Raw genomic sequence first — 19,813 nt, forward strand, 5'->3', positions numbered from 1 at the left:
ACCAGCCTCGTGCAGCGCCCGGCCGGCCGGCAGGGCCACGATGCCGTCCCCGCGGGGGACCTTCGGCCCTCGGACGTCGTCAGCCCGGGAAGGCGACGACCTCGCCGACCACGGCCACCCGGACCCGGTCGCCCGCGGCGGGCACCGAGTCGGCCGGGGTGCGGGCGGCGACCTGCTCGCCCGTCTCGAGCCGCAGCCGGATGGTCGCGTCGTGGCCGAAGAAGCTGACGTCGACGACCTCGCCCGGCGTCCCGGTGCCGTCGGTGCGGATCTGGAGCTGCTCGGAGCGGACGGCCAGCTGGGCGGGGCCGGTGGCCACGTCGCCCGCCTTCACGGCGACCTCACCGAGCGCGCAGCTGCCGCGTCCGCCGCCGGTGATCCGACCGGGCAGCAGCGTGGCGTGGCCGATGAAGGAAGCCACCCGCGGGTCGGCCGGCTGCAGGTAGACCTCGGCGGGCGCCGCGACCTGGAGGAACTGGCCCGCGGCCATCACCGCCACCTGGTCGGCGAGCGAGAGCGCCTCGCCCTGGTCGTGGGTGACCAGCACGGCCGCCGCCTCCGCCGCCCGCAACGCGCGTACGACGGCCCGGCCGGTCTCCTCGCGCAGGCCCGCGTCGAGGGAGGAGAACGGCTCGTCGAGCAGGACGAGGCTGGGGCGCGGCGCCAGCGCCCGCGCGAGGGCGACCCGCTGCTGCTGGCCGCCGGAGAGCTGGTGGGGGAACCGGGTCGCGAGCTCCGGGGCGAGCTCGACCATCGCCAGGGCCTCGTCGACGACCGCGGCTGCCGAGCGCCGCTCGCTGCGGGGGAGGCCGAAGGTGATGTTGCGGGCGACCGTCAGGTGCGGGAAGAGCGCGCCCTCCTGCGGGACGTAGCCGATGCCGCGCTTGCGGGCCGGCACGCTGCGCCCCTTGCCCACGACCCGCTCCCCGGCGACGTCGATCGTGCCGGCGCTCGGCTCGACGAAGCCGGCGACCGCCCGCAGCAGGGTCGTCTTGCCGCAGCCGGACGAACCGAGGATCGCGGTCACGCCGGACGTGACGGTCAGGTCGATGCCGCGGAGCACGGGCTCCTTGCCGTAGCCGGCCTCCAGCGCGCGGATCTCGAGTGCGGTCATCGGTCGCTCCTGATGGAGAGGCGGGCGAGCAGCCAGGTGGAGGGGACGGAGAGCAGGACCAGGGCCAGCGCATAGGGCGCCGCGGCGCCGTACGCGATCGACGAGGCGTCGGACCAGAACTTCGTGGCGAGCGTCTCCGTGCCGATCGGGGCGAGGAGCAGGGTGGCGGTCAGCTCGGTCGAGACCGCGAGCGCGACGAGCGCGGCGGCCGACGCCAGACCGGGTACGACGAGCGGCAGGGTCACCCGGCGCGCCACCTCCGGTCCGCTGCAGCCGAGGCTGCGGGCCACCTCCTCGAGGCCGGGCGGCACCAGCTCGAAGGTCCCGCGCACGCTGACGACGGCGCGGGGCAGGAAGAGGATCAGGTAGCCGGTCAGCAGCAGCGCGAGGGTCTGGTAGAGGTCCGGCACGACCCGGATCGACACGGTCACCAGCGCCAGCGCGATCACGATGCCCGGCATCGCGCTCGCGGTGTAGACGCTGCGCTCGATGGCGGTGGTCAGCAGGCCGCGGTGCCGCACGGCCAGCCACACGACGGGCACCGCGGCGGCCGTGGTGACCGCGCCACCGAGGACCGCGAGCAGCAGGGTGTTGCCCAGCGCGCTGGTGAGCTCGCCGCCCTCGAGGCCGCTCGACGTGCCGCGGACCAGCCACCGGACGAGCGCGTAGACGGGCACGGCCAGCGACCACGCGACGAGCGCGGCCAGGCCGGCGCCGACGACCGGGCGCAGCCGGCCGAGCCGGACGGGGGTGGCGGCGCGGCTGGTGCCGGCGCCCACCCGACTGCGCGGCCGGTGCCCGCGCAGGAGCACCTCGATGCCCAGCAGGAGCAGGCAGAAGGTGACCAGGACGAGGGCGAGCAGGGTCGCCTCGGGGCCGTTGAAGACGGTGGCGTACTGCTGGAGGATCGCGGTCGTCAGGGTCGGGTAGTTGAGGAGCTGCAGGGCGCCGTACTCGGCGAGCAGGTGCAGCCCGACGAGGAGCGCCCCGCCGAGGACGGCGGGGCTGACCGCCGGCAGGGTCACCCGCAGGAAGACCTGCCACGGGCCCTTGCCCAGAGCGGTCGCGACCTCCTCGACGGCCGGGTCCAGCCGGCGCAGCGCCGCGACCGTCGGCAGGTAGACGAGCGGGTAGTAGGACAGCGTCACGACCATCACCGCGCCGGGGAAGGACTGCACCGCGTGGGTCGTGGACACCCAGCCGAAGCCGTTGACGAACGCGGGGACGGCCAGCGGTGCGCACAGCAGTCCGTGCCACCAGCCCCGGCCTCGTACGTCGGTCCGCTCGACCACCCAGGCGCCGGCGACCCCGACCAGGACGCTGGTCAGCACCCCGACCAGCAGGAGGCGGGTGGTGTTCCACAGCAGCTCGCCGATGCGTGGCCGCCACAGGAAGTCGGCGGCCTCACCACCGCCGAGCTCGGCGGTGGTGAAGAGGACGTAGCCGAGCGGGACGAGGGTCAGCGCCGCGATCGCCAGGCCGACCAGGAGGAGCGGCGGGGTGGGCGCGGCGACCCCTCGCGGCCGCGTGGCTGCGAGGGGTCGTCGCGTGCTGGTCCCGTCGGTCAGAGGAAGCCGACCTCGGTCATCAGGTCAACGACCTTCTTCGAGTCGAGGTCGGACACGTTGACCTCCGGGGGCTGCAGCTCGCTGAACTTCTTGGTCACGCCCGGGAGCTCGACGGCCGGGTTGAGCGGGTACTCCAGCGCGTAGCTGTCGGCGAGGACCTGCTGGCCCTTCTCGCCCACGAGGAACTCGATGAACTGCTCCGCCTCGTCCTTCATGTCGCTCGACTTCAGCACACCGGCGCCGGAGACGCTGACGAAGGCGCCCGGGTCCTGGTCGGTGAAGTAGTACTGCGCGGAGTGGTCGCTGACGTCGCCGTTCTCCTTGCGGTCGCGCTCCCAGTAGTAGTGGTAGACGATGCCGACCTCGACCTCGCCGGAGTTGACCTGCTCCAGCACGACGTTGTTGCCGTCGAGCACCTTGCCGTTGGCCTTGATGCCCGCGAGCCAGGCCTTCGTCGCGTCCTCGCCCTCGAGGTCGAGCACCGCGGCGACGATGGCCTGGAAGTCCGCCCCGGCGGGGGAGAAGGCGATGCGGCCCTTCCACTCCGGCTTCGCGAGGTCCATCAGCGACGCCGGCAGGTCGGACTCCTGCACCTGGTCGGTGTTGTAGACGAGGACGGTGGAGCGCGCGACGAAGCCGGTCCAGAGGCCGCTCGTGGGCCGGTACTGCGCCGGGATCGGCGCGACGAGGTCGGCCGGGAGCTTCTCGAACAGCCCGGCGGCCTCGACCTGCGACATCGCCGGCGAGTTCTCGGTCAGGAAGACATCGGCGGGCGACGCGTCGCCCTCCTGGACCAGCTGATTGGACAGCTCGAGGTCCTTGCCGTTGCGCAGCTCGACCTCGATGCCGGTCTCCTCGGTGAACTTCGGCGCCAGCTCCTCGAGCAGCTGCTCGTGCTGGGCGTTGTAGATCACGAGCTTGGGCTCGTCGTCGCCGCAGGCGGCGAGGAGCGGGGCGACCAGCGTGAGGGCCGCGGCGCCGAGGACGGCGCGCACGAGCTGCTGCTTGTTCATCAGGCTTCCTGTCGGGTGAGTTGGTGGCGAGCGTAGTGAGGTCGGATCCGGTCGGTCAGCCCGGCCCAGGACGCGGCCTGGGCCCGCTCGACGACGCGCCAGGCGAGCACGCCGACGGCCAGCGACGCGAGCAGGCCGCCCAGCGGCCAGTGGTCCTCCAGCCGCGGGTAGACCTGCCAGTGCGTGAGGTAGATGTAGAGCGATGCGCTGGCGAGCGTCCCGGTCGCGCCGACGAGCACCCGCGGCCACGGCACCGTCGGCAGCCAGACCAGCGCCAGCAGGCCGACCGCGATGATCAGGTCGCGGCGGGTGTCGCCGGTGAGGTCCCACGTGCCGAGCAGCAGCAGGCCGGCCGCCACGGCACGCTGCGGGACACCGCGCGCGACCGCCGCCGCCCAGCCGCCGGCGAACAGCCAGGCGACGAAGAGCGAGGAGTGGATCACGTCGCCGTCGTACGACGCCAGGTCGGCCCACCACCGCGGGACGAGCGCCAGGGCGGTCAGCGCGGCGGCGAGCCCGAACCGGTGCCGCCGCTCGAGCGCCATGACCACCGGCACCGACGCGAACAGGCCGGCGCCCAGCGCGAGCAGCAGCACGACCTCGACGAACCAGAAGTGCCAGGCCGGCTCGGACCAGTCGGCGCCGCCGAGGACGTCGTTGAGCAGGAGGACCGTGCGCCACGGGTACATGCCGGTGGCCACGTGGACCGCGCCGATCCACGCGATCGAGGGGACCGCGATGCGGGCGGCGGACCGGACGACGCGCCGGACGCGCTCGCGGGAGTCCTCGTCGGTGAGGTGGAAGCGCGCGAAGTTGGCGCCGGCGACGGCGAGCAGCACGTGTGCACCGCCGACCAGCACCCAGAGGTTGGTGTGGGAGCCGACGATCATCACGATCGCGAGTGCCCGCAGCGGGATCGTGGTGTCGACGCGGGCGAACCACCGGTGCCGCCGGGCCCGCGTCGCCCCGTCCGCCCCGCCCGCACCGTCCGCGCCGTCACCGGTGCGGTCGAGGAGCGCGAGGTCGGCGATCGTGCGCCGCTGCCAGTCCGACGGGAGCCGGCCGAGGCGCTGCTCGAGGCGGAGCGAGAGCTCGACGTAGGACAGGGAGTCGCCGCCGAGCGTGACGAACGAGTCCTGGGGGCCGACGACGTCGCGGCCGAGGACGCGGCCGTAGAGCCGGACCAGCGACTGCACCGGCGAGCCGGGCCCGGTCTCGGGAACCGGCTGCAGGCGGGCGAGGGCCTGCTGGTCGAGCTTGCCGTTGGCGAGTCGGGGCAGGTCGGCGACCGGCACGACGCGGACGGCGTGCGGCGGCAGCCCGGTGTCGCCGGACACGGTCGCCGCCACCTCGGCCAGCACGAGCGCGTCCGGCTCGCCCGGGACGGCGACGACGAGCTGCTCCGCGTCGGACGCCTCGGCACACCCGGCGTCGTGGCCGCCGAGGCCGAGCAGGGTCTGCACGCGGTCGAGGTCGATCCGCTGGCCGAAGAGCTTGGCGAAGCGCGAGCGCCGCCCGACGATCTCGACCAGCCCGTCGGCGGAGATCCGGGCGAGGTCGCCGGTGCGCAGCTCGTCGAGGTCCGCGCCACGGGCCAGGTCGAGTGGCGACTCGGCGTAGCCCATCATCACGTTGGGGCCGGCGTACACGAGCTCGCCGACGTCCGGGCCGGCACCCTCGACGGGGTCCAGCCGGAACGAGCCGCCGGGGATCGCGACACCGACGGCGTGCGGGTGGGTGCTCGCCAGGTGGGGCGGCAGCCAGGCCATCCGCGCCGTCGCCTCGGTCTGGCCGTACATCACGACCAGATCCCAGCCCTCGGTCTCGCCCTGTGCGCCGAGGGCGCGCACCCGCTCGGGTGCCATCCGGCCGCCGGCCTGCGTGACCTGGCGCAGCGTCGGCAGCTGCGGCCAGCCGGTCGAGCCGAGCAGGTCGAAGGTGTACGGCACCCCCGCGAAGGACGTCACGCCGTGCGACCGCGCGTCGGCCCACAGGCCCGGCTCGGTCACCGACCGGTCGTCGAGCAGCACGGACGCGCCCGCGGCGAGGTGGCTGTGCAGCACCGACAGGCCGTAGCAGTAGTCGAGGGGGAGCGTGGTCAGCGCGACGTCGTCCTCCCGGAGCCCCAGGTACGACGCGATGGCGGCCGCGTTGGCGTCCAGGTTGGCCGCCGACAGCCGCACCAGCTTGGGGGACCCCGTCGAGCCCGAGGTGCTCAGCAGCAGCCGGAGGTCCGGGTGGAGCACCGGCGCGAGCGTGCCGGTCGGGCGCCAGCCGCCGGCGTCGTACTCGATGGAGGTGCCGTAGGCGGCGGCGAGCGCGGGGTCGCGGGACAGGAGGGTGGCGTGGCCGCCGGTGAGGGCGGCGAGCCACGCGACGACGAACTCGACGGTGGGCTCGGGGCGGAGCCGGACGAGGTGGCGCCGGCCCTGCGCGGTCAGCGACTCGAGCGCGGTGCGGGCGTCGGCGACCCGGCGGTTGAGCTCGGCGTAGCTGACCGAGCGGCCGCCGGCGTGGAGGGCGGGCGCGTCGCCGTGGCGCGCGAGGTCGACGGCGAACCCCGCCACGACCTGTGCACCGGCTGTGCCTTTCCCCATGACAGGAAGGCTAAAGCAAGGCTGCCCTCAGTACAGAAAGCCTGTCCTAACTTGTGGGCGGCTCAGCCCTGCGGCGTGAGCAGGAACACGGGGATCACCCGGTCGGTCCACTCGACGTACTTGTCGTAGTTGGGCCACACGGTGACCATGTGCGCCCACGCCTTCTCCTTCTCCGCGCCGGTCAGCTCGCGCCAGGTGCAGGTGTGGTGACGGCGGTGGTAGTCGATCTCCACGGTCTCGGCGGCGCGGAGGTTCGCCGACCAGACGGGCGGCTTCGGAGCGCCGAACGAGGAGCCGGCGATCAGCCAGCCGCCCTGCCACGGGACGCACAGCAGGGGCGTCGAGCGCGAGATGCCGCTCTTGCGGCCCTTCACGGTCAGCAGCAGGCTCGGCAGCCCGGCGAGGCCGACGAGGCTGACCCGGCGCCTCGTGAGGCGCTGGAGGTGCTGGTCGGTCCACGTGATCTGGGGGAGCAGGCGCGGCATCCACGGCTGGGCGCCGAGCTTGATCGCGACGGGGGTGAACAGGCCCATGCGGCGAACCCTAGATGAGTGAGTGCAAGGGAGCGTGCGAGAACTTGGACTCACTCATCTGGTGTCCCTGCTTGCGGACTTCGCCGTTCCCACCCGCGCCGTTGCCCGTTCGTTCAACCGCCCGACGCCGGGCCGCCCTACGGTCCGCTTCGTGATCACGCGTGGGCTCCTCGGCGGGGTGCTGGTGTTCCTCGGCGGTCTCGTCACGGCCACGCTGCCGCAGTCGACCCCCGTCCTGCGGATCGCCGTGCTCGGCTCGATCCGCGGTCACGAGGTCGGCCGGATGGCGGGACTGGTGCTCGTCCTGGCCGGTCTCGGCCTGCTGGCGAGCGCCTGGCTGCGGCTGTGCCGCACCGTCGCGGTCGGCGACCGGGAGACCGGCGACACCCGGGAGGGCGTCGCGCTGGTGCGCTTCGCGTCGGCCGTGTGGTGCGCGCCGCTCGTGCTCGCCCCGCCGCTGTTCTCCCGCGACGGATGGTCCTACGCCGCCCAGGGCATGCTCGCCAGGGTCGGGCTCTCGCCCTACGAGTGGGGTCCCGGCGCGCTCGCGCCCGACAACTTCCTGCCGCTGCCGACCTGGCTGACCGCCCCGCCGATCGTGCAGGCCGTCGACCCGCTGTGGTGGGACACCGCGACGCCCTACGGCCCGGTGCCGGTGTTCTTCGGCGCCCTCGCCGCCGGTACGACGGGCAACCCGTGGGCCCTCGTGGTCGCCCACCGAGGCCTGGCGCTCGTGGGCCTGGCGCTCCTCGCCTGGTCGGTGCCGCGGCTGGCCGCCTGGACGGGGGCCAACCCGGCGATCGCCTCGGCGGTCGTGCTGGTCTCGCCGCTGATGATCGCCAACGGCGTCGCCGGGCTGCACAACGACCTGCTCATGGTCGGCCTGATGGCCGCCGCGCTCGTCGTGGCTGCCGAGCGCGGCTGGGCCTGGGGCGCGGTGGTCGCCGGCTTCGCCGCGGGGGTGAAGGTGCCCGGGGGACTGGTCTGCGTCGGCATCGCGCTCGTGTCCCTGCCCGTCGGCGCGGCGCTGCTGCCGCGACTGCGCCGGCTCGCGTCGGTGGGCGCCGTCGCGGTCGGCACCCTGCTCGGCCTCGGCGTCGTCACCGGCCTCGGCAACGGCTGGCTGCACGCCCTGACCGTCCCCGGCGAGGTCAACACCCCGCTGTCGGCGACCACGCTGGTCGGCGGCATCCTCGACTTCCTGGCCCTCCACCTCGGCATCCCCACCGGCCCCGCCTTCTTCCGCGACCTCGTCCGCGCCCTGGGCCTGCTCACTGCCCTGGGCATCGGGGCGTGGGTGGCGCTCGGGTGGCGGACGGGCGAGCGGCGTACCGCGCTGGCAGGGGTCGCCACGGCCGGTGCCGCCTTCGTGCTGCTCTCCCCGGTCGTGCACCTCTGGTACTTCCTGATGCTGCCGCCGTTCCTCGCCACCCAGAGGCTGCGCCCGCACGCCATGGGCGCCCTCGTCGGCATCTCGATGCTGCTCGGCCTCGTCGCGCCGCTCGACTCCTCGCTGCACGGCGCCTACTACGCGATCGTGCTCGGCTCGATGACCGTCGCGCTGCTGATGCCGGTCCTCCTCCTCACCCGCAGCGCCCGCGAGTCCGTCGCCCGCGTCGTGGCCCCGCTCGCCCCCGCCCGCCCACCCGCCGAGGTGTGAGGGTTTCTCCGCCGAAGTGTGAGGGTTTCTCCGCCGAAGTGTGAGGGTTTCTCCGCCGAAGTGTGAGAGTTTCTCCGCCGAAGTGTCAGGGCTTCTCCGCCGAAGTGTCACTTCTGCACGGTCGAGGTGTCAGGCGCTGAGCACCCCGACCCGCTCCCCGGCGTGCAGGGCGAGCATCCGGGCGACGGTGCGGTCCCAGCCGAACTGCTCCGCGCGCTGACGCGCCGCCCGTCGTACGACGTCCTCGGGGCGCGCCGCGAGCCGCTGGACGGCATCGGCGAGGGCCGCCGGGGTCGGGCTTCCCCAGGCGCCACAGGCGCGGTCGACGAGCTCGCGCGCGCCTCCGCGGTCCGCGGTGACCACCGGCGTGCCGCAGGCGAGCGCCTCCAGCACGGCCAGGCCGAAGGTCTCGCCGGGACAGACGGACAGGGCGACGTCGGCGGCGGCGATGCGGTCGCGCAGCGCGTCGCGCCCGTCGACGTACCCGTGGAAGTGGACGGGCGCGCCCTCCGCGATCTCCTCGAGCTCGTCGCGGTGCGGGCCCTCGCCGTACACGTCCATCCGCAGCGGTACGCCGCGCCGGTGCAGCTCGACGGCAGTCGCGACGGCCAGGTGCGGGGACTTCTCCCGGGAGAGCCGGCCGGCGTGGACGAGCCGCAGCTCCCGCCTGCCTGCCCGCGACTCCCGTGGGACGGGACGGAAGGTGTCCAGGTCGACGCCGAGCGGCACCCGCTCGACGGGGCACCCGGCCGCGGCGGCGACCAGCCGGAACTCCTCCTCGGCGTAGCGCGAGGTCACCACGACGGTGTCGAAGCTGCGGACCAGCAGCCGGTTGAGCAGGCCGATGGAGACCTTCGAGGTGGTGTCGAGGCCGGAGCGCATCGCGAACATGTCGCCCATCCGCTCGTGGGACAGCAGCACCGACCGCACCCCGTTGCGCCGCGCCCACCAGGCGACGGGCAGCAGGGTCAGCTTGTCGCTCCACTCGACGCTGGTCGGCTGCCAGCGCTCGAGCACCTCCGTCACCCGCCAGGGCTCGACGATCAGCCGGTAGCCGCCGCCGACGCGGGGTGCGCGGACCTGGACCACCTCGCCGAGCTCGGTCGACGTCACGGTGTCGACCGGTCCGGGGATGACGAGGAGTCGCTCGGCTCCCGCGTCGACGTACCCCCGGCCGAGGTGCTCGATCGCGGTCCGCATGCCCCCGGAGGTGGCTCCGACGAAGTTGGCCAGCTGGGCGATCCGCACGGGGCCACGATGACGACAGCGGATGAACTGATGCCCACCACACGGTTGACGGGCGCGGAAGGATACTGAGGTGTGAGCAATCCCGAGAAGGACCCGGACCCGGTCGTCTGCGAGAGCCGTCAGGCGGCGGGCGTGGAGCTGATGACGCCGCGTGAGGTGCCGCTCGGCGGCCCCCGTGCGATGCCGGTACGCCGCACGCTGCCGCAGCGGCACCGGTCGCTGATCGGTGCCTGGTGCTTCCTCGACCACTACGGCCCGGACCTGGTGAGCGAGAGCGGCGGCATGGAGGTCGCGCCCCACCCGCACACCGGGCTGCAGACGGTCAGCTGGCTGTTCACGGGCGAGATCGAGCACCGCGACAGCGCCGGCAACGTCGCCATGGTGCGCCCCCAGGAGGTCAACCTGATGACCGCCGGCCGCGGCATCAGCCACTCCGAGGTGTCGACCCCGGAGACCACGGTCCTGCACGGTGCCCAGCTCTGGGTCGCGCTGCCCGACGCCGACCGCGACACCGACCCGGGCTTCGAGCACTACGCGCCCGAGCAGGTCGCCGGTGACGGCTGGCGGGCCCACGTCTTCCTCGGCTCGCTGCTCGGCGACAGCTCGCCGGTCGCGACCTTCACGCCGCTGCTCGGGGCCGAGGTGGTGCTCGACCCCGGCACGACCCTCGTGGTCCCCGTCGACGAGACCTTCGAGCACGGGGTCCTCGTCGACCTCGGCTCGGTCACGGTCGGTGACCTCGACGCCAAGGCGTCCGACCTCGCCTACGTGCCGACGGGCGCCCAGGAGATCCGCCTGGTCGCCGGCGACGAGGGCGCTCGCGTGCTGGTGCTCGGAGGCCCGCCGTTCGGAGAGTCGATCGTGATGTGGTGGAACTTCGTGGGCCGCACCCACGACGAGATCGTCGACTACCGCGCCGCCTGGCAGGGCCAGATCACCGACCCGGACTCGGGGGAGGTGCTGCCCGACAGCCGCCTCGTCGCGCCGGGGCGGTTCGGCGTCGTACCCGACCAGCCGCTGCGGCCCATCCCCGCGCCCGGCCTGCCGAACGCCCGCCTGCGAGAGCGCCGGTGATCGCTGGCCTGACCTGGCTGGTGGGGTTCCAGCTCGTCGGGGAGCTGGTGGTGCGCGTCGCCGACCTGCCCGTGCCCGGCCCGGTCGTCGGGATGCTGGTGCTCTTCGTCTTCCTCCGCCTGCGCCGGTACGACGACAGCCGCTCGCTCGTGCGCGCGGGCTCCGGCCTGCTGCGCCACCTGCAGCTGTTCTTCATCCCGGCGGGCGTCGGGGTGGTGGCGTACTGGTCGGTGCTCGGCCGCGACGCCCTGCCGATCACGGTCGCGATCCTCGGCTCGTGGTTCCTCGGACTGGTCGCGGTGGCCTGGACGGCGGTGCTCCTCGAGCGGTTGCTCGGCAAGCCCCGCGACGACCTCGGGGCCGACCCGACGGCACCGGGGGCGGCGTGAGCAGCCCCCTCGACGCGGCCCTCGAGGTCGCCCGCTCGCCGCTCGGCCTGCTCGGCGTCACGCTGGTCGGCTACCAGCTGGGCCGGTGGGTCCAGGAGCGCACCGATGGCCACGCGGCCGCGCAGCCGGTGCTCGTGGCGGTCGCGGTCGTCGGTGCCGCGATCACGCTGCTCGACGTCGACTACCCGTCGTACCGCTCGGCCACCGAGCTCGTCGCCTTCTGGCTCGGCCCGGCGACGGTCGCGCTGGCGATCCCGCTGCACCGCCAGGCCGACCGGCTCAAGGGCTTCGCGGTCCCGATGCTGGTCGCCGTCACCGTCGGTGCCGTCGTGTCGATCGTCTCGGCGGTCCTGCTGGCGCGGGCGCTGGGCGCCGACGAGGAGCTGGAGCGGACGCTCGCGCCGAAGGCGGCGACGACCCCGGTCGCGATCGCGGTCACGGAGTCGCTCGGCGGGATCCCGCCGCTCGCCGCGGTGCTGGTGATCCTGATCGGCATCGTCGGGGCCGTCATCGGCCCGTCGACCCTCAACCTGCTCCGCGTCCGGGACCGACGGGCCCGGGGGCTCGCGATCGGCGCGGTCTCCCACGGGGTCGGTGCCTCCCGGATGCTGCGCGAGGACGAGACGGAGGGGGCCTTCGCCGGGCTGTCGATGGGCCTGACCGCGCTCGCGATCAGCCTGCTCGTCCCGGTGCTCGCCCTGGTGCTGTTCTGACGCGCGAAGTGTGAGGCTTTCTCCGTCGAGGTGTGAGGGTTTCTCCGTCGAGGTGTGAGGGTTTCTCCGTCGAGGTGTGACTCCGTGCGGCCGCCGCTGGGGACCATCGCACACCTCGGTGGAGAAACCGGCCCACTTCGGCGGAGAAACCGGCCCACTTCGGCGGAGAGGACCGCACACCTCGCGGCCACCAGAAGCCTCCGAAACTCCGACCGTGGTCGGACGCCTGGGCGTCGCCGAGCCGTTAGTTTCCCTGCATGCGCGTGCACTCCTTCACCGACGATGCCCTCGGCGACCTCGACGCGGTCGGCCTGGCCGAGCACCTGCGGGCCGGCAAGGTCTCGCCCCTGGAGGTGGTCGACGCGGCCGTCGCCCGGCTCGGGACGGTCGACGACCACCTGAACGCGATGGCCTACACGGCCGTCCAGCGGGCCCGCTCCGAGGCCCGCAGCGTCCAGCCGGGGAGCTCCTTCTTCGCGGGCGTGCCCACGCTGGTGAAGGACAACGTCGACGTCGCCGGCATGCCGACCCGCTCCGGCACGGACGCGTGGGAGCCGCGGCCGATGAGGAAGGACGGCGACTTCGCCGCGATGTACCTCGCGACCGGGATGGTCGCGCTCGGCAAGAGCCAGCTGTCGGAGTACGGCTTCAGCGGGTCCGCGGAGCACCCCCGGCTCGGCGCCGTACGGACGCCGTGGAGCACCGAGCACTCCGCCGGCGCCTCGAGCTCCGGCTCCGCGGCGCTGGTCGCCGCGGGTGTCGTCCCGATCGCCCACGCCAACGACGGCGGCGGGTCCATCCGCATCCCGGCGGCCGTCAACGGTCTCGTCGGCCTGAAGCCCACCCGTGGCCGGCTGGCGCAGGACAAGGTCTTCCGCGACATGCCGATCCGGATCGTGTCCGACGGCGTCGTGACCCGCTCCGTGCGTGACACGGCCGCGTTCTACCGCGAGGCCGAGCGGATCCACCGCACCCTCGAGCTGCCGCCGATCGGCGACCTCACCCGCCCCGGCAAGCGCCGCCTGCGGATCGCGCTGAACACCTCGGGTGTCGGCCGCGGTGCCGACGCCGCGACCAAGGCGCTGACCGAGCAGATCGCCGCGCTGCTGGAGGACCTCGGCCACACGGTGACCGAGTCCGACGTCCCCGTCGGGCCGTCGTTCGCCGACGACTTCCTGCTCTACTGGGCGCTGCTGGCGCAGGCGATGCTGGCGATGGGCCGACCCGCGCACGGGCGCACGTGGGACCGCTCCCGCCACGACAACCTCACCCTCGGCCTGGCCCGTCACGCGCGCCGCAACCTGCACCGGGTGCCGGGCGCGATCACCCGCCTCAAGCGGGCGGCCGCACAGGCCGAGCTCTACTACGAGCGGTACGACGTCGCGCTCACCCCCACCCTGGCCACCGAGACCCCGAAGATCGGCCACCTCGACCCGACCCAGTCCTTCGACGTGATCATGGACAAGCTGCTCGACTGGGTGGCCTTCACGCCGTGGCAGAACGTCACCGGTGCCCCCGCGATCTCCCTGCCCCTCGCGACCACGGCGGGCGGGCTCCCGCAGGGGATGATGTTCGGCGCCGCGCCGGGCCACGAGGCGCTCCTGATCGCGCTCGCCTACGAGCTCGAGGAGGCCCGGCCGTTCGCCCGGATCCAGGCGTAGAACCCCTGCCTCGCGCGCGAAGTGCACGCCGATTTCGCGCCGCACGGGGGCCCGTATATAGTTCTCCGGCGTTGCCCCTTTAGCTCAGTCGGCAGAGCGTCTCCATGGTAAGGAGAAGGTCTACGGTTCGATTCCGTAAAGGGGCTCTGGGAGCCAGGGTCCGCCGATCCGAGCCGGAAACGGCCCGGGGAGGCGGGAGCCCTGCCGCCCCTGGCGGGGTAGCTCAGGTGGTTAGAGCACACGGCTCATAATCGTGGTGTCGCGGGTTCGAGTCCCGCCCCCGCTACGCCAGATGACGAAGCAGCACCAGCAGTACCCCCAAGACGCATCCAGAAGGACTTCCCGTGGCCAGCAAGAGCTCTGACGTTCGCCCCAAGATCACGCTTGCCTGCGTGGACTGCAAGGAGCGCAACTACATCACGAAGAAGAACCGGCGCAACGACCCCGACCGCATCGAGCTGTCGAAGTTCTGCCCGCGCTGCCGCAAGCACACCGCGCACCGCGAGACCCGCTGATCGCAGCGCTCGCCGAGCGCTCCGAAGGCCCGTCGCCCCACCGGGGTGGCGGGCCTTCGTCGTGCTCCCGCGCGCGCCGGCCGCACTGACTCGCGAGTAGCCGGAGGCCCCGACTAGGGTCGGGCCATGCCGAGCGACTCCCTCGTCGGACGCGCCTTCCCCCCGACGCAGCCCACGACCGTGACCGAGGAGGCCGTCCGGGCCTTCGTCGACGCGGTCGGTGGCAGCACCGGCGACGCCGTCCCGCCGACCTTCCCCATCGTCGTCACCTTCGCCGCGCTCCAGGACTTCCTCGCGGCCGAGCAGATCGAGCTGTCCCGCATCGTCCACGGCGACCAGCGCTTCCGCTACGAGCGCCCCGTCGTGGTCGGTGACGTGCTGACCGCCACGCTCACCGTGACCGGCGTCCGCTCGATCGGCGGCAACGACATCATCAGCACGTCGAGCGAGATCACCGACGCCTCCGGCGCCGTCGTGTGTACGGCGACCGCCACCATCGTCCACCGCGGAGGTGCCGCATGAGCGAGCTGACCAGCGGGGCCGAGCTGCCCGCGATCACCTACGACGTGACCCGCGCCGACCTGGTCGCCTACGCCCACGCCAGCGGCGACCACAACCCGATCCACCAGGACGAGGAGATCGCCCTCGCGGTCGGCCTCCCCGGCGTGATCGCCCACGGGATGTACACCCTGGCGCTCGTCGGCCGCGCGGTCGGCGAGTGGACCGGGGGAGCCGAGGTCGTCGAGATCGGCGCGAAGTTCGTCGCGCCGGTCGTCGTACCCGCTGAGGGCGCGGCGCGGGTGACCCTGGCCGGGACCGTCGGCGAGCGCACCGACGACGGCCTGCTGCCGCTCGCGCTGACCATCACCGTCGACGGCACGAAGGTGCTCGGGGCGCCCAAGGCCGTCGTCCGTGCCTGACCCCACGCTCGCCGACCTCACCACCCTGCGGCTCGGCGGCCCCGCCGGCCGCTACGTGCCGGTGGCGGACGCCGACGCCCTCGTCGCGGCCGTGACCGAGGCGGATGCCGCCGGGGAGTCGGTGCTGCTCGTCGGCGGCGGCAGCAACCTCGTCGTGGCCGACGAGGGCTTCGCCGGGACGGTCGTCCACCTCGTCGGCGGCGGGGTGCACGTCGACGGGGACGCCTGCGGCGTCGCCAGCGTGACCGTCGCCGCGGGGGAGCCGTGGGACGGCTTCGTGGCGCGCGCGGTCGCGGAGGGCTGGGTGGGCGTCGAGGCGCTCTCCGGCATCCCCGGGACCACCGGCGCCACCCCGGTGCAGAACGTCGGCGCCTACGGCCAGGAGGTGGCCCAGACGATCGCCCGCGTGCGGGTCTGGGACCGCGTGCTCAAGGGCCAGCGCACCTTCTCCGCCGAGGAGTGCCGCTTCGCCTACCGCCACTCGCGGTTCAAGGCCGACCCCGCACGGCACCTCGTCCTCGACGTCACCTTCGAGTTCCACGCCGGCGAGCTGTCCGCGCCGGTCGCGTACGCCGAGCTCGCCCGCACCCTCGGCGTCGAGCAGGGGGAGCGCGCACCGCTGGCCGAGGTCCGGGAGGCCGTGCTCGGCCTGCGCCGCGGCAAGGGGATGGTGCTCGACGCGGCCGACCACGACACGTGGAGCGCAGGCTCGTTCTTCACCAACCCCATCGTCGACCCTGCGCTGGTGCCCGACGGTGCGCCGTCGTACCCGCAGCCGGACGGGAGCGTGAAGACCAGCGCCGCGTGGCTGATCGACCACGCCGGCTTCGGCAAGGGCCACGGCCTCGACCGGCCGGGGGCGCGGGTCTCGCTGTCGACCAAGCACACGCTGGCGCTGACCAACCGCGGCGGCGCCACGACGGCCGAGCTGCTCGACCTGGCCCGCGAGGTCCGCGACGGGGTGCGCGAACGGTTCGGGATCACCCTGGTCAACGAGCCGGTGCTGGTCGGCACCAGCCTCTGACGGCTCAGGCGCCGGTGCTGAACACCGCGGCCAGGAAGACGAAGAACGCCAGGATCAGCAGCAGGCCGATCACGCCGAGGACCACCCCGATGATGCCGGTGACGAGGCCGGCCGTCGCGACGCCCTCGCCGCCGTACTGCCGCGGGTTGGCGCGGATCTCGCGTCGCGAGCGCACCCCCAGCCAGATCGCGAACGGGGAGCAGGCCGCCGCGACGAAGGTGATCAGGAGGAACGGCGTCAGCAGGATCCCCGCGATCCCGACGATGCCCAGCACGAGCGACGTGGTCGCGAGCTGGTGGGTCGGGGCGCCGAAGGCGACGTACTGCTGGTTGACCTGGTAGGGCGCGCCCCCCGGAGGGTTGACCGGGTACGGCGCCCAGCCCGGCCCGCCGGGAGCGCCGGCACCGGGCGCGCCGTAGCCGCCGTACCCACCGCCGGCGGGCGGGGGCGGTGGAGCGCTGTCGTACGACGGGCCCTCGGGCGTCGGCTTGTCGAAGGAGGGGCTGGGTGCGGGCGGGACCATCCGGGTCGGCTCCGCGCCGGGAGCCGCCGCGCCGCCCACGTCGCCGTAGGCCGGGGAGTCGTCGGGGCTCGGCTCCGGGCCGGACGGGGACGCCAGGGGCGGCTGCTCGCTCATGGCCTCATCCTTCCATCCGCGGACCCGGTGGAAACGGGATCAGGAGTCCGGTGCGGCCAGCCAGGCGTCGATGTCGGCCAGCGCGCGCTCCCGCAGATCCTGCGGGGCGTTGCTGGCCCGCAGCGACATCCGGGCGAGCTCGGCGAGCTGGGCGTCGGAGAGGTCGTGGGCCGCGCGCATCGTGGCGTACTGCCCGGCCAGCCGCGACCCGAACAGGAGCGGGTCGTCGGCGCCGAGGGCGATCGTCGCGCCGGCCTCCAGCAGCGTCGGCAGCGGCACGGAGGTCAGGTCGGAGTAGACCCCGAGCGCGACGTTCGAGACGGGGCACACCTCGAGCGCGACACCGGTGTCGACGATCCGCTTCAGCAGGTCGGCGTCCTCGGCGGCCCGCACCCCGTGCCCCAGTCGTCCGGCGTGCAGCGAGTCGAGGCAGGTGCGGATGTGCTCCGGTCCTCGCAGCTCGCCGCCGTGCGGAGCCAGCAGGAGGCCCGCCCTCTCGGCGATCGCGAACGCGCCCGCGAAGTCCTCGGTGCGCCCGCGCCGCTCGTCGTTCGACAACCCGAAGCCGACGACGCCCCGGTCGACGTACTGGCTGGCCAGCCGGGCGAGGGTGCGGGCGTCGAGCGGGTGCCGGGTCCGGTTGGCGGCGATCACGACCGCCATGCCCAGGCCGGTGCGCTCGGACGCGTCGCGCACGGCGTCGAGGACCAGGTCGGTGAAGGCGGTGATCCCGCCGAAGCGGCCGCCGTAGCCGCTCGGGTCGACCTGGATCTCCAGCCAACGGCCGCCGTCGGCGACATCGTCCTCGGCGGCCTCGCGCACGAGCCGGCGCACGTCGTCCTCGGTCCGCAGCACGGAGCGTGCGACGTCGTACAGGCGCTGGAACCGGAACCAGCCCTTCTCGTCCGCCGCCGTCAGCTGCGGCGGCCACTCCGCCACGAGTGCGTCGGGCAGGTGGATGCCGTCGCGCTCGGCGAGCTCGAGCAGCGTCGCGTGCCGCATGGAACCGGTGAAGTGCAGGTGGAGGTGGGCCTTGGGTAGAGCATGGAGGTCCCGCACGGCGCCATCGTAGGGGCGCCCCTCCAGCGCCGTGCCCGCGGAGTCGGGGCGGGCCGGCTTTGGACCGGTGTGGGTCGGGTGGGTAGAGTCACCCACTGGTGGTTCCTCCACATGATGAGTCGCGCCCGGACGTTGGTCGGGAACGACTCGGGAGAAGCCCGAAGGGCACTAGCTCAATTGGCAGAGCATCGGCCTCCAAAGCCGAGGGTTGGGGGTTCAAGTCCCTCGTGCCCTGCAAGAGATGACGTAGTCGAAGTGGCGAAAGGGTGAGCAGCGTGTCGGACGCTCCGGCAGTCCGCGGGGGTCACAAGGACTCCTCGGGCGGCAAGCACCCCGAGAAGCGCACCGGTCCGGTGACCTTCTACCGCCAGGTCGTCGCCGAGCTGCGCAAGGTGGTCTACCCCACCCGCGACCAGCTGGTGACCTACTTCTTCGTCGTCCTCGCGTTCGTTCTCGTGATGATCGCGCTCGTGTCGCTGCTGGACCTGGGTCTCGGCAAGCTCGCGTTCGAGGTCTTCACCGGCGCGGACGACATCTGATCCCTCCCTCCCGGGTGGGGTTGTCGGCGACATTTTCGAACAACTGATGGAGCAGCACGTGTCGGAGCAGTACGACTCGGCCCCCGAGATCGACGAGGCGGCCGACCAGGTCGAGGCCGTGGAGGCCGCTGACGAGGACGCCCTCGAGGCGACCCTCGAGGCGGACGACACCGAGCAGGCCGTCGAGGTCGACGAGACCGTCGACGTCGAGGGTGCTGACGAGATCGCCGCCGTCGAGGACGAGGCCGACGAGCCCGCCGAGGACGCCGCCGACGACGTCGAGGACGCCGAGGACGCCGAGGACGAGGCCGCTGAGGACGAGCCCGCCGAGGCTGCTGACGAGGACCCGCTCGAGGCGTTCCGCCGCGAGCTGTGGGCCAAGCCGGGCGACTGGTTCGTCGTGCACACCTACTCCGGCATGGAGAACCGGGTGAAGCAGAACCTCGAGAACCGGATCCACTCCCTCAACATGGAGGACTACATCCACGAGATCGTGGTCCCCACCGAGGAGGTCGCGGAGATCAAGAACGGCCAGCGCAAGATGGTCAAGCGCACCGTTCTCCCCGGCTACGTGCTGGTCCGCATGGACCTCACCGACGAGTCGTGGGCCGCCGTGCGCCACACCCCGTCGGTCACCGGCTTCGTCGGCCACAGCCACCAGCCGGTGCCGCTGAGCATGGACGAGGTCGAGAAGATGCTCGCCCCCGCCGTCGTCACCGCCGCGGCCGCCGAGGCCGAGGCCGCTGCCGCCTCCGGTGGTGGTACGACGAGCGCCGCTCCCGCGAAGAAGCCGGTCGAGGTCGTCGACTTCGGCGTCAACGACTCGGTCCTCATCGTCGACGGCGCCTTCGCGACGCTGCACGCCACGATCACCGAGATCAACGCCGAGGCCCAGCGGGTCAAGGCCCTGGTCGAGATCTTCGGCCGCGAGACCCCGGTCGAGCTGTCGTTCGCGCAGATCCAGCGCGTCTGACCGACCGCCGGAATTTCACTCCCGCGCCCGCGCGCGGAAGAATGTCTGGGTTGCCCGGCTCCGGCCGGGTCACGCAGGTGGCAGAGGGCTGTCCAACAGCTCCTCGTCATGACCACGAGAGAAAGAGATAGAGGAATGCCTCCCAAGAAGAAGATCGCCGCACTCGTCAAGGTGCAGCTGCAGGCCGGCTCGGCCACCCCGGCTCCGCCGGTCGGTACCGCGCTCGGTCCCCACGGCGTCAACATCATGGACTTCTGCAAGGCGTACAACGCCCAGACCGAGTCCATGCGCGGCAACGTCATCCCGGTCGAGATCACGATCTACGAGGACCGGTCGTTCGACTTCATCACGAAGACGCCGCCGGCCGCTGAGCTGATCAAGAAGGCCGCCGGCCTCAAGAAGGGCTCGGGCGTCCCGCACAAGGAGAAGGTCGGCAAGCTGACCAAGGACCAGGTGCGCGAGATCGCGACGACGAAGCTCCCCGACCTCAACGCCAACGACATCGACGCCGCCATGAAGATCGTGGAGGGCACTGCCCGCTCCATGGGCGTCACCATCGACGGCTGAAGAACCGTG

The 19,813-nt window shown here is 73.1% G+C and carries 20 protein-coding genes and 3 tRNA genes; 15 read left to right on the forward strand and 8 right to left on the reverse strand.

The genetic code is table 11. The features are described from left to right. Positions 1-79 precede the first annotated feature (79 nt). From BJ993_RS13445 to BJ993_RS13465, 5 genes are all read right to left on the reverse strand, one after another. The gene (locus BJ993_RS13445; protein ID WP_179649209.1) at positions 80-1,114 is read right to left on the reverse strand and encodes an ABC transporter ATP-binding protein; all 1,035 of its coding nucleotides are present in this window, start codon (positions 1,112-1,114) and stop codon (positions 80-82) included. After that, positions 1,111-2,445 (reverse strand): ABC transporter permease, encoded by a 1,335-nt coding sequence (locus BJ993_RS13450; protein ID WP_308645567.1) that lies wholly within the window; start codon positions 2,443-2,445, stop codon positions 1,111-1,113. The genes BJ993_RS13445 and BJ993_RS13450 overlap by 4 nt, the downstream gene beginning before the upstream one ends. A gap of 233 nt (positions 2,446-2,678) precedes the next feature. Further along, positions 2,679-3,695: an iron ABC transporter substrate-binding protein gene (locus BJ993_RS13455; RefSeq protein ID WP_179649211.1), complete on the reverse strand. Its 1,017-nt coding sequence runs from the start codon at positions 3,693-3,695 to the stop codon at positions 2,679-2,681. Then, on the reverse strand, positions 3,695-6,292 hold the full coding sequence (locus BJ993_RS13460) for a non-ribosomal peptide synthetase (RefSeq protein ID WP_179649212.1): 2,598 nt from the start codon (positions 6,290-6,292) through the stop codon (positions 3,695-3,697). Before BJ993_RS13460 ends, BJ993_RS13455 begins: the two co-directional genes overlap by 1 nt. A gap of 62 nt (positions 6,293-6,354) precedes the next feature. Then, positions 6,355-6,825: a nitroreductase family deazaflavin-dependent oxidoreductase gene (locus BJ993_RS13465; protein WP_179649214.1), complete on the reverse strand. Its 471-nt coding sequence runs from the start codon at positions 6,823-6,825 to the stop codon at positions 6,355-6,357. Between the two features lie 151 nt (positions 6,826-6,976). On the opposite strand from BJ993_RS13465, the gene mptB reads away from it, so the two are divergent. Then, complete coding sequence (gene mptB / locus BJ993_RS13470; RefSeq protein WP_179649216.1) at positions 6,977-8,485, forward strand: polyprenol phosphomannose-dependent alpha 1,6 mannosyltransferase MptB; 1,509 nt, start codon at positions 6,977-6,979, stop codon at positions 8,483-8,485. A gap of 129 nt (positions 8,486-8,614) precedes the next feature. On the opposite strand, the gene BJ993_RS13475 is transcribed toward mptB, so the two are convergent. Beyond that, positions 8,615-9,733 carry a glycosyltransferase gene (locus tag BJ993_RS13475; RefSeq protein ID WP_179649217.1) on the reverse strand — a complete coding sequence of 373 codons (1,119 nt, stop codon included), beginning with the start codon at positions 9,731-9,733 and terminating at the stop codon, positions 8,615-8,617. A 72-nt stretch (positions 9,734-9,805) separates the two neighbouring features. Here BJ993_RS13475 and BJ993_RS13480 point away from each other — a divergent pair, with 72 nt between their 5' ends. The 10 genes from BJ993_RS13480 to BJ993_RS13525 all read left to right on the forward strand — a co-directional run bounded on the left by BJ993_RS13480 (position 9,806) and on the right by BJ993_RS13525 (position 16,029). Beyond that, on the forward strand, positions 9,806-10,807 hold the full coding sequence (locus BJ993_RS13480) for a pirin family protein (RefSeq protein WP_308645568.1): 1,002 nt from the start codon (positions 9,806-9,808) through the stop codon (positions 10,805-10,807). Beyond that, positions 10,804-11,196 carry a CidA/LrgA family protein gene (locus BJ993_RS13485; RefSeq protein ID WP_036550282.1) on the forward strand — a complete coding sequence of 131 codons (393 nt, stop codon included), beginning with the start codon at positions 10,804-10,806 and terminating at the stop codon, positions 11,194-11,196. The genes BJ993_RS13480 and BJ993_RS13485 overlap by 4 nt, the downstream gene beginning before the upstream one ends. Further along, positions 11,193-11,909, forward strand: coding sequence for an LrgB family protein (locus tag BJ993_RS13490; protein ID WP_179649219.1), 717 nt, complete (start codon positions 11,193-11,195; stop codon positions 11,907-11,909). The genes BJ993_RS13485 and BJ993_RS13490 overlap by 4 nt, the downstream gene beginning before the upstream one ends. Before the next feature lie 257 nt (positions 11,910-12,166). Further along, positions 12,167-13,570: an amidase gene (locus BJ993_RS13495; RefSeq protein ID WP_179649221.1), complete on the forward strand. Its 1,404-nt coding sequence runs from the start codon at positions 12,167-12,169 to the stop codon at positions 13,568-13,570. A gap of 73 nt (positions 13,571-13,643) precedes the next feature. Next, positions 13,644-13,716, forward strand: a tRNA-Thr gene (locus tag BJ993_RS13500). A gap of 66 nt (positions 13,717-13,782) precedes the next feature. Next, positions 13,783-13,856 (forward strand) — tRNA-Met (locus tag BJ993_RS13505). Positions 13,857-13,914: 58 nt separating this feature from the next. Then, positions 13,915-14,085, forward strand: a complete 171-nt coding sequence (rpmG, locus tag BJ993_RS13510) for a 50S ribosomal protein L33 (protein WP_028654832.1) — start codon at positions 13,915-13,917, stop codon at positions 14,083-14,085. A gap of 126 nt (positions 14,086-14,211) precedes the next feature. Next, entirely contained in the window at positions 14,212-14,607 is a 396-nt protein-coding gene (locus BJ993_RS13515) for an FAS1-like dehydratase domain-containing protein (protein ID WP_036550287.1), read from the forward strand. Beyond that, positions 14,604-15,005: a MaoC/PaaZ C-terminal domain-containing protein gene (locus BJ993_RS13520; RefSeq protein ID WP_036550289.1), complete on the forward strand. Its 402-nt coding sequence runs from the start codon at positions 14,604-14,606 to the stop codon at positions 15,003-15,005. Before BJ993_RS13515 ends, BJ993_RS13520 begins: the two co-directional genes overlap by 4 nt. Beyond that, positions 14,998-16,029 carry a UDP-N-acetylmuramate dehydrogenase gene (locus tag BJ993_RS13525; protein ID WP_179649223.1) on the forward strand — a complete coding sequence of 344 codons (1,032 nt, stop codon included), beginning with the start codon at positions 14,998-15,000 and terminating at the stop codon, positions 16,027-16,029. Before BJ993_RS13520 ends, BJ993_RS13525 begins: the two co-directional genes overlap by 8 nt. Positions 16,030-16,033: 4 nt before the next feature. Here BJ993_RS13525 and BJ993_RS13530 read toward each other — a convergent pair whose 3' ends face one another. Together BJ993_RS13530 and BJ993_RS13535 are read right to left on the reverse strand one after the other, a co-directional pair. Beyond that, positions 16,034-16,666: a DUF4190 domain-containing protein gene (locus BJ993_RS13530; protein WP_179649225.1), complete on the reverse strand. Its 633-nt coding sequence runs from the start codon at positions 16,664-16,666 to the stop codon at positions 16,034-16,036. A 39-nt stretch (positions 16,667-16,705) separates the two neighbouring features. Further along, positions 16,706-17,725 (reverse strand): adenosine deaminase, encoded by a 1,020-nt coding sequence (locus BJ993_RS13535; protein ID WP_179649227.1) that lies wholly within the window; start codon positions 17,723-17,725, stop codon positions 16,706-16,708. A gap of 162 nt (positions 17,726-17,887) precedes the next feature. On the opposite strand from BJ993_RS13535, the gene BJ993_RS13540 reads away from it, so the two are divergent. The 4 genes from BJ993_RS13540 to rplK all read left to right on the forward strand — a co-directional run bounded on the left by BJ993_RS13540 (position 17,888) and on the right by rplK (position 19,804). Continuing rightward, positions 17,888-17,960, forward strand: a tRNA-Trp gene (locus BJ993_RS13540). Positions 17,961-18,000: 40 nt separating this feature from the next. Next, positions 18,001-18,264 (forward strand): preprotein translocase subunit SecE, encoded by a 264-nt coding sequence (secE, locus tag BJ993_RS25410; protein WP_036550658.1) that lies wholly within the window; start codon positions 18,001-18,003, stop codon positions 18,262-18,264. Positions 18,265-18,310: 46 nt separating this feature from the next. After that, positions 18,311-19,237 carry a transcription termination/antitermination protein NusG gene (gene nusG, locus BJ993_RS13550; protein ID WP_179649229.1) on the forward strand — a complete coding sequence of 309 codons (927 nt, stop codon included), beginning with the start codon at positions 18,311-18,313 and terminating at the stop codon, positions 19,235-19,237. A 135-nt stretch (positions 19,238-19,372) separates the two neighbouring features. After that, a complete protein-coding gene (gene rplK, locus BJ993_RS13555; protein ID WP_036550298.1) occupies positions 19,373-19,804 on the forward strand; it encodes a 50S ribosomal protein L11 in 432 nt (143 codons plus the stop codon). Positions 19,805-19,813 lie beyond the last annotated feature (9 nt).

Origin of the sequence: Nocardioides aromaticivorans, from assembly GCF_013408525.1 — a bacterium.
In the GTDB taxonomy this organism is placed as follows: domain Bacteria; phylum Actinomycetota; class Actinomycetes; order Propionibacteriales; family Nocardioidaceae; genus Nocardioides; species Nocardioides aromaticivorans.